This window comes from Aromatoleum diolicum (assembly GCF_012910955.1).
In the GTDB taxonomy this organism is placed as follows: domain Bacteria; phylum Pseudomonadota; class Gammaproteobacteria; order Burkholderiales; family Rhodocyclaceae; genus Aromatoleum; species Aromatoleum diolicum.
The window spans coordinates 148,077-156,794 of record NZ_WTVQ01000008.1; the positions used below are offsets into that span (position 1 = coordinate 148,077).

10 protein-coding genes are annotated in these 8,718 nt (G+C 59.3%); 8 read left to right on the forward strand and 2 right to left on the reverse strand.

From position 1 onward, the window contains the following. The first annotated feature begins 9 nt into the window (after window positions 1-9). From ccoO to GPA25_RS07180, 6 genes are all read left to right on the forward strand, one after another. Window positions 10-642: a cytochrome-c oxidase, cbb3-type subunit II gene (ccoO, locus tag GPA25_RS07155; RefSeq protein ID WP_169259672.1), complete on the forward strand. Its 633-nt coding sequence runs from the start codon at window positions 10-12 to the stop codon at window positions 640-642. Window positions 643-659: 17 nt separating this feature from the next. Beyond that, window positions 660-839, forward strand: a complete 180-nt coding sequence (locus tag GPA25_RS07160) for a cbb3-type cytochrome oxidase subunit 3 (RefSeq protein WP_169259673.1) — start codon at window positions 660-662, stop codon at window positions 837-839. Window positions 840-843: 4 nt separating this feature from the next. Continuing rightward, entirely contained in the window at window positions 844-1,749 is a 906-nt protein-coding gene (ccoP, locus tag GPA25_RS07165) for a cytochrome-c oxidase, cbb3-type subunit III (RefSeq protein ID WP_169259674.1), read from the forward strand. A 90-nt stretch (window positions 1,750-1,839) separates the two neighbouring features. Beyond that, window positions 1,840-3,270, forward strand: a complete 1,431-nt coding sequence (gene ccoG / locus GPA25_RS07170) for a cytochrome c oxidase accessory protein CcoG (RefSeq protein ID WP_169259697.1) — start codon at window positions 1,840-1,842, stop codon at window positions 3,268-3,270. A 12-nt stretch (window positions 3,271-3,282) separates the two neighbouring features. Next, window positions 3,283-3,795: a FixH family protein gene (locus GPA25_RS07175; RefSeq protein WP_169259675.1), complete on the forward strand. Its 513-nt coding sequence runs from the start codon at window positions 3,283-3,285 to the stop codon at window positions 3,793-3,795. 24 nt (window positions 3,796-3,819) lie between these two features. Beyond that, window positions 3,820-4,056 (forward strand): hypothetical protein, encoded by a 237-nt coding sequence (locus GPA25_RS07180; protein WP_169259676.1) that lies wholly within the window; start codon window positions 3,820-3,822, stop codon window positions 4,054-4,056. A 94-nt stretch (window positions 4,057-4,150) separates the two neighbouring features. Here GPA25_RS07180 and GPA25_RS07185 read toward each other — a convergent pair whose 3' ends face one another. Further along, window positions 4,151-4,594 carry a universal stress protein gene (locus tag GPA25_RS07185; RefSeq protein ID WP_169259677.1) on the reverse strand — a complete coding sequence of 148 codons (444 nt, stop codon included), beginning with the start codon at window positions 4,592-4,594 and terminating at the stop codon, window positions 4,151-4,153. A 143-nt stretch (window positions 4,595-4,737) separates the two neighbouring features. Here GPA25_RS07185 and GPA25_RS07190 point away from each other — a divergent pair, with 143 nt between their 5' ends. Both GPA25_RS07190 and GPA25_RS07195 read left to right on the forward strand, forming a co-directional pair. After that, on the forward strand, window positions 4,738-6,147 hold the full coding sequence (locus GPA25_RS07190; RefSeq protein ID WP_169259698.1) for an MBL fold metallo-hydrolase RNA specificity domain-containing protein: 1,410 nt from the start codon (window positions 4,738-4,740) through the stop codon (window positions 6,145-6,147). Between the two features lie 165 nt (window positions 6,148-6,312). Beyond that, the gene (locus GPA25_RS07195; protein WP_211162993.1) at window positions 6,313-7,950 is read left to right on the forward strand and encodes a PHA/PHB synthase family protein; all 1,638 of its coding nucleotides are present in this window, start codon (window positions 6,313-6,315) and stop codon (window positions 7,948-7,950) included. Window positions 7,951-8,040: 90 nt separating this feature from the next. Here GPA25_RS07195 and GPA25_RS07200 read toward each other — a convergent pair. Beyond that, window positions 8,041-8,718 (reverse strand): Crp/Fnr family transcriptional regulator (locus GPA25_RS07200; RefSeq protein ID WP_246265440.1); only part of this gene is annotated, 678 nt, incomplete at its 5' end.

The following is an 8,718-nucleotide window of genomic DNA, read 5'->3' on the forward strand; positions in this document are numbered from 1 at the left end:
AGAAGTGTCATGGCTCAATCGAAACACGAATTTGTCGAGCGCAGTGTCGGCTGGCTGATTGTGCTCACCTTGCTGACGGTGAGCGTCGGCGGCTTGGTCGAAATCGTGCCGCTGTTCTTCCAGAAGACCACGACCACGCCGGTCGATCGTACTGGCAAGCCGCTTAACGTGAAGCCCTATGAACCACTGCGGCTCGTGGGGCGCGATATCTACGTGCGCGAAGGCTGCTATAACTGCCACTCGCAGATGATTCGCCCGTTCCGCGCGGAAACCGAACGTTATGGCCATTATTCGGTGGCCGGTGAGTTCATCTACGATCGCCCGTTCCAGTGGGGTTCGAAGCGCACCGGTCCCGACCTCCATCGGGTGGGGGGGCGTTATTCGGACGAGTGGCATCGCGTGCATCTGATTAATCCGCGTGATGTTGTCCCCGAGTCGAACATGCCGGCCTTCCCGTGGTTGAATCGCCCGGTCAAGGCTGACGACATCGAGGACAAGATGCGTACGCTGCGCACGCTGGGGCATCCCTACTCCGACGATGAGATCGCCGGTGCGCGGGCGGCGCTCGACGGCAAGTCCGAAATGGACGCCATCATCGCCTACCTGCAGGGCCTCGGTACCGCGCTTTCAAACTTCAAGTGATTAGCAGGAGACGCGCCATGGATATCAACGATTTCCGATCCCTCTTTACCGTGCTCGGGCTGACGTGTTTCCTGGGTATCTGTTTCTGGGCATACAGCAAGAGTGCCCGGGCCGGGTTCGAGGAGGCGGCGCTGCTCCCCTTCACCGACGATGATGCGCCGGCCTCTTCTGGCGGCCGGCAGGGCAAGGAAGGATAAAAAAATGGCTGACTTTGTTAGCGGCTTCTGGAACATGTACGTGATGGGGCTGGTCGCCCTGAGCTTGTTGTTCTGTCTGTTCATTCTGATGTCGAACAACAAGCGGGAGACCGGCCCAGTCGAACTGCACGGCCATGTGTGGGACGAAAATCTGGCCGAGTACAACAACCCGTTGCCGCGCTGGTGGTTGTACCTTTTCTGGATCACCTTGGTGTTTGCGGCGGTGTACCTGGTGATGTATCCGGGCTTCGGGAACTCCAAGGGGGTGCTCGGGTGGAGTGCGGTCGGCCAGTACGAGACCGAGATGCGTGCCGCCGAAGCTCGTTACGCTCCGATTTTTGCGAAATTCCAGGGTATGGACGTAGCCGCCGTGGCGGCCGATCCGGAAGCTCAGGGCGCGGGCAAGCGCCTGTTCGTGACGTACTGTGCGCAATGTCATGGTGCCGACGCACGAGGAGCCAAGGGTTTCCCCAATCTGTCCGACACCGCATGGAACTGGGGAGGGGAACCGGATACGATCAAGACGACAATTACCGGCGGTCGCATGGGCATGATGCCGCCGTTTGGTCCGGCATTGGGGGGCGAGGGCGTAAAGGATGTGGCCAACTATGTCCGTTCGTTGTCCGGCCTGGCGCATGATTCGCTGCGCGCGCAGCGCGGCGCCGAGCTGTTCCAGCAGAACTGCGCAGCCTGCCATGGACCGGAAGCGAAGGGAACCGCGGCGATGGGCGCGCCGAACCTGACCGACGGCGACTGGTTGTATGGATCGTCCGAAGCAACGATCACCGAGACTGTTTCCAACGGCCGCACGAATCGCATGCCGGGCTTCGGGGAATTCCTCGGGGACGCCAAGGTCCACCTGCTGGCTTCGTATGTTTACGGGCTGTCGAACACCAAGCCTGCGCAGTAACAAATAACAAGCAGCTTGTCGCATCATTCCCCGGGGTTTGCCCCGGGGAAAATTCTGGTTGCTAGATTAGAAGATACGGATATAGCGATAATGGGCAGTCCGGTGCAAAAGCGGAAATCCACGAACCCGCAAAGTCTTGCCGTTCAGTCTGACGAGCTTTACGCTGCCCGCCAGAAGATTCACGTTCGTTCCGTTTCCGGCTTGTTCGCGAACTGGCGATGGGTTCTGGTGTGGCTTACCCAGATCCTGTATTACGGTCTGCCGTGGCTGACCTGGAACGATCGTCAGGCCGTCCTGTTTCATCTCACCGAGCGCAAGTTCTATATTTTTGGTTGGGTCTTCTGGCCGCAGGATGTGTTTTACCTGGCCATCCTGTTGATCATTTCCGCTTACGCGCTTTTCTTCTTCACTGCCATCGCCGGACGACTGTGGTGCGGTTATGCCTGTCCGCAGACGGTCTATACGGAAATTTTCCTCTGGATCGAGGAGAAAATTGAGGGCGACCATAACAAGCGGCGCAAGCTTGAGGCTGCGCCGATGGATGGTCGCAAATTCGCACTGCGTAGCGCCAAGTACACGGTGTGGGCGCTGTTTTCGTTGTGGACCGGTTTCACGCTCGTTGCGTATTTCACGCCGCTCGCTGAGTTGCTGCAATCAGCGGCGACCTTCAGTTTCGGATCCTGGGAAATTTTTTGGATCCTGTTTTACGGTGGTTTCACCTACCTGTTCGCTGGCGTTTTGCGCGAACAGGTGTGCAAGTACATGTGCCCGTATGCGCGCTTCCAGAGCGTGATGTTCGACCCGGACACGCTTGTCGTTACCTACGATGAGGAGCGCGGAGAGGCGCGGGGCGCCCGCAAGAAGGGCGTGGATCCGCGCAGTATCGGCATGGGGGATTGCATCGATTGCGGCATTTGTGTGCAGGTCTGTCCCACCGGTATCGACATCCGTAACGGTCTCCAATACGAATGCATCGGCTGCGCGGCGTGCATCGACGGCTGTGATCAGGTCATGGATAAGATGGGTTATCCGCGCGGCCTGATTCGTTATTCGACCGAAAACGCGCTCAAGAAGCACTGGGGGCGTCGCGAAATCGTGATGCATGTGCTGCGTCCGCGAACCCTGATCTATGGCGGCATTCTTGCCCTTGTCTGTCTGGCGTTGCTGTGGGGACTGGCAACCCGAACCGATCTGCGTATCGACGTAATCCGCGATCGCGCGATGCTGGCGCGTGAAGTGCAAGGCGGGCTGATCGAGAACGTGTATCAATTGCAGATCATGAACATGCAGGAAGTCAAACGGGTGCTCGACATCCGCGTATCCGGTCTGGATGGGATTCGCCTCGACGGACCTCAGCGCGTAGAGGTTCAGCCGGCCAGCACGGAGTCGGTGACGGTCCAGGTGCGTGTCCCCCCGGAGGCCGGTGCGCCCGGATCGCACGAGATTTTCTTCGATGTAAGCGTCACCGATGACCCAAAGGTCGCGGTACGTGAGCAGACGACCTTCCATCTTCCCCGATAACCGGAGTTCAGCATGCGTGTTGCAAGCCTTAAATCATCGACTGAACCCTGGTATCGGCAGGGATGGCCCTGGTTTCTCATGGCCATTCCCGCTGTGTCAGTGGTTGCCGGTCTGGTGACGCTTTGGCTCGCGGTCAGCACTTGGGACGGCTTGGTGGTCGATGATTACTATCAGGAAGGCAAGACCATCGAGAAGACGCTCGCACGCTCGGAGCGCGCGGCGGAACTCGGGCTGGTTGCAGAGCTCAGTGTCCGTTCTGACGAGGTGAGTCTCAGCCTAACCGCGGCAGCCGGAGTAACGTTGCCACCGACCGTAGTGCTGACCATTGCACATCCGACGCGCGCCGGCATGGATCAGGTGCTGCTGCTGAAGCCGCGCGATGGCGTATTCGTTGCGCCCGTCGCGCCGCTGTCGGCGGGGCGCTGGCTGATTCAGATGGAGGACGAATCTCGCGGTTGGCGCATGAACGGAACGGTCAACGTGCCTGCCGATGCGGTTGTCCGGATTGTCCCGACGCGTTCCTGATTTCCGGTTGAGGGGGAGTGTGCAATGCTGAAGTGGATACAGGTTTTGTGGCCTTCGTTTCTGATTGCCGGCATCGCAGAGGCGGTTTTCTTTACTGTGATCGATCCGCAGGAGCTGTATCTCTTTGGTGAGCCGGTCAAGTATTCGCTGACTGCAACGTATTCGATCGGCTTTTTCGGTTTCTGGCTGGTGGGGGCGTCGTCGAGTCTGTTGACGCTCTTCTTTCAGCGCAGCGCAGCGCAAATCAACGCGCAACGCTAGTTGCGCTGCGCACCAGCGACCATTGCGGTGATATGCCCTCGATATGTTCGAGGGCTCTTGTGGGCCGTCAACGCGATTCGGTCGCCAATCCTGGTTACCGGTACACCAGCACTGGAATCTTGCTGTGGGTAAGCACTTTTTGTGTTTCGCTGCCCAGCAGCAGGCCGGCAATGCCGCGTCGGCCATGGGACGCCATGAAGATCAGATCGCAGCCATGGCGCTCTGCTGCGTCGATGACAGCTTCGTAAGGCACTTCATTAACTATTGTGTCCGAGTCGGAGGCGACACCAGCCGCGTCGGCAGCTGCCTTTGCTGCGTCAAGAATGCGTTTAGCTTCATCGGCCGCAGCTTTTCCGAACTGCTCCGGCGTGGTCGGGTCAATCAGTGCGCCTTCGCCATAAATCGGCATGGGGAAGTCGGGCTGTGCATAGAAAAACGTGATCCGTGCGCCTGCATCCTTCGCAAACAATACGGCCCGGGATACGGTGCTCTCGGACAACGGTGAGCCGTCGGTCGGGACGAGTATGTGCTTGAACATCGTGCTTCTCCCTTTTTTCGCATGGACGCTTGATTATAGCCAGCTCCCTCGCTGTAATGCGACTGAATGGGGGGCGACGCATTGAGCATGTCAATTGCGTCGGGCATGACCGAGAGCAGTCTCTTGTCGATGCGGGAGGGATTATGGAAGTGACATTTTACGGCGCCGCTGGGGAAGTCACCGGTTCCTGCGCGCGGGTGCGATACGACGGCGGCGTCTTTCTCGTCGATTGTGGCTTGTTTCAGGGGGGGCGCGATGCTGCGCGCAGAAATCTGCAGGCTCTGGATCTGGATCTGCGCGGCATTGACTTCGTCCTGCTGACGCACGCTCACCTAGACCACTCCGGGCTCGTGCCGCGTCTCGTTTCGCTCGGCTACCGCGGCAAGATTTACGCGACCGCTGCGACGGTGGATCTACTTGGGGTGATGCTGCTCGACTCCGCTCACATCATGGAGAAGGAGGCCGAGTGGATCAACCGGGGCAAGCGACGTACGAACCTGCGTCGTGGCTATGAGATTGCACCGCTCTACACAGTGGATCAGGCACGTACGAGCCTTGCGAGCTTGCGCAAAGTGGATTACGAGCAGGAAATCGCACCGCATGCCGGCGTGCGTTTCCGCTTCCATGATGCGGGGCATATCCTTGGTTCGGCGATCATCGAACTGGATATCGAAGTTTCCGGCCAATCGCGCAAACTGGTGTTCAGTGGAGACCTGGGGCAGCCGATGCGCCCGGTGTTGCGTGATCCCACGGTGATTCGTGCGGCCGACTACCTGTGTGTCGAATCGACCTATGGCAATCGCGCACACCGGGCGATGACAGAGACCGAGAACGAATTGGTCCATGTGCTCAGAAATACGCTTGAGCAAAAGCACGGCAATGTCATTATTCCGGCCTTTGCCGTGGGCCGCACACAGGAGGTGCTGTTCGTGCTCGCCAATCTGGTTCGTGAGGGCCGGGTGCCGCATCTGGAAGTGGTGGTCGACTCGCCAATGGCGTCTGCGGTGACGGAAATGACCTTGCGTTACGATGAGCTGTGGGACGATGAAACTCGCGAGTTGCTCGCGTGGGTGCGGGCACACCCGGAACGTATCCGGTTACGCTTCGTTCAGGACGTGGAAGAGTCGATTGCGCTAAATAGCCAACGCTCCGGGCTAGTAATCATTTCAGCCAGCGGAATGTGCGAGGCAGGGCGCATCAAGCATCACCTGCATTACAACATCGGGCGCAGTGAATGCAGTGTGGTGATTTGTGGTTTCCAGGCCGCCGGTACCCTTGGGCGGCGCCTGGTGGACGGTGCGCGCACGATCACGCTGTTCGGCGAACGGATGGCGGTGCGTGCAGAAATCCACACTATCGGTGGCCTCTCGGCGCATGCCGATCAGCCGGCGTTGCTCGGCTGGCTAAGGCAATTCGAGGCCCAACCGCGTCAGACCTTCATCGTTCATGGTGAGCATGATGCCGCATCGGCACTTGCCGATGCGATGGGTGAGCGCCTGAACTGGTCCCGCATTACGATACCCACACCGGGACACGCCTATACCTTGCCGTGACGCCTGGCGTGGTGCCGGATGGAGCGACCCGATCCCGAGGAGTGAATGACTGTGACGAACCGAAAGTCTGCGAAGCGAACCGATGCGATCGACCCGGCGAAGGCAGCCAGGCATGCCCTGCGTGAACTCCATGACACGGTGGAGGGGACGCTGGACCCGCTGGGGATGGCCGCTCCGATTGTTCATGCACAACTGGCATGGCTGGCGCATCCGCAGGAGCTTGCCGAGCGTTTGGTGAGTCTGTCGAGTGACCTCTGGCGGCTGCAGTGGCATTCCGCCTATCGGTCGCTTGGCTTGCCGAGCAAGGATCCTGTCAGCCCCAATGCGGATGACGAGCGCTTCTCGGATCCGGTGTGGACGGACTCCGCCAGCTGGGATCTGACAAAGGAGTGGTATCTGGCATTTACGCACCACATGCAGGACATGCTTTTCGATACGCCCGGGCTGTCGAGCAAGGAGCGTCGGCGAGCGGCTTTCTGGTGGCGCAAGTGGCTCAACGCAGTTGCCCCGACCAATTTCTTCTGGACCAATCCGGTCGCGATCCGCAAGGCGGTCGAAAGTCGTGGCGAAAGCCTGGCGCATGGGTTCCGCAATATGTTGTGCGATTTTGAGGCGGGCGACGTGCGCATGAGCAGTCCCGGCGACTTCAAGGTTGGTGAGAACCTCGCGACAACAGCCGGTGCGGTTATCTTCCGAAATCAGTTGCTGGAGGTAATTCATTACGCGCCGACGCGACCAAAGGTGCATGCCCAGCCGGTTGTCATCGTCACGCCGTGGATCAACAAGTTCTACATTCTCGACCTTGTGTCCAAGAAGAGCATGGTGCGCTACCTGCTCGACCAGGGGCTGGACGTATTCATCACCAGCTGGAAAAACCCCGACGCGTCGATGCGCGACGTTCGTTTCGACACCTACCTGCAGGATGGCGTTCATGCCATCGTTGAAACCGCACGCCAGTTCACCGGTGCGCCGAAGGTGCATGCCGTAGGCTACTGCATTGGCGGTACCGTCCTGGCGATGTACATGGCTTGGGCCAATAAGCGCTTCCCTCCGGATGAAGTGCCTGTTGCGGACTGGACCCTGCTAACGACCCTGGTCGACTTCCATAAGCCGGGTGATATCGAAGTGTTCATCGACGATGCGAGCGTCCGCTACCTTGCGGAGAATATGGCGCGCAAGGGGTTTCTCGACGGCAAGGAAATGGCCTCGGCGTTTCGTTTGTTGCGTTCGAACAGCCTGATCTGGCATTACGTGGTGCATGGCTGGCTGTATGGCGAAGCGCCGTTGGCCTTCGATGTGCTGTACTGGAATATGGACACTACGCGGATGCCTTTTGCCATGCATTCGTGGTACCTGCGCGAGCTCTACCTTGAAAATCGCCTGATTGAGCCCGGCGCGCTAACGGTCGCCGGCGAAGCCCTTGATCTGTCAAACGTTACACAGCCTCTGTATGCCGTGTCCGCCGAGGACGATCACATCGCGCCGTGGACGCAGACCTACCGTATCAATAACCTGGTGACGGGGCCGAAACGCTACGTTCTTTCGAGCTCCGGGCACATTCTCGGGATCGTCAATCCGCCAGTGAATCCGCCCAAGCGAAAATTCTGGGTCGCCGATGCTCGTCGTTCCGAGAAAGCGGACGACTGGCGTAACCGCGCCGCTGCACATTCGGGCAGCTGGTGGGGGGACTGGATGTTATGGCTTAAGCCGCGTTGCGGTGAACTGGTCGAGGCGCGGTTTGCTGCATCGAAGGACTTTCCGGCGTTGGCCGCAGCTCCGGGAACCTACGTGCTGGAGCGCTGAACCGTACTCGTCGCAGTTGATACGAGTCAAGGTGGAGGCCCGGGTGCGCGGAGAAAATGCCAACGCGCGCTCGGGTTTTTTTGCGATGTTTCAGCCCTGATGGCGGGCGAGTCGGGACGGGTCGTGCAGTGAGATGTGTTTGCCGTGCACGGTGATGAGGCCGGCGTCGGCAAGGTCGTGGAATATTCGCGAAAGGGTTTCCGGCGTGAGGTTGAGCCGTGACGCGATCACCTGCTTGCTGGTAGGTAGCTCGATGTCGCAGGCGCCGGGGCTTTCTTCGTCGCTGACTTGCTGAAGCAGGTAACCAATGACGCGCTGCATACTCGAGCGCAGGGAATAGGTTTCGACATCCTGAATCATGCCGTGCAGGCGGATGGCCATGCCGGCGAGCAGTTTGCGGGCAAAGCCGGGGTCCTGATCGATCAGGTCCGAGACAACCGCCTGTCCGACGTGCAGAAGGTGGGTGGCAACGAGGGCTTCCGCAAACACGGGGTAGGAACGGTTAAGAAACATCACCGCTTCGCCAAAGCTGTGCATCGGGCTGATGATCTCGACAACCTTTTCATTTCCCTGTGCGGACGAGACGGCGAGCTTCATCTGACCGGATACGACGAAATAGAAGCCATGCACCGGATCGCCACGCTGGAACAGCACCTCGCCTTTTTCCAGTTGGCGCTCGCGTGTGTAGCGGGCGACGCGATCGATGTCATCGTCCGAGAGTTCGCTGAAGAAAGATACCCGGCGCAGCAGGGTGGGAATGTCGACAGG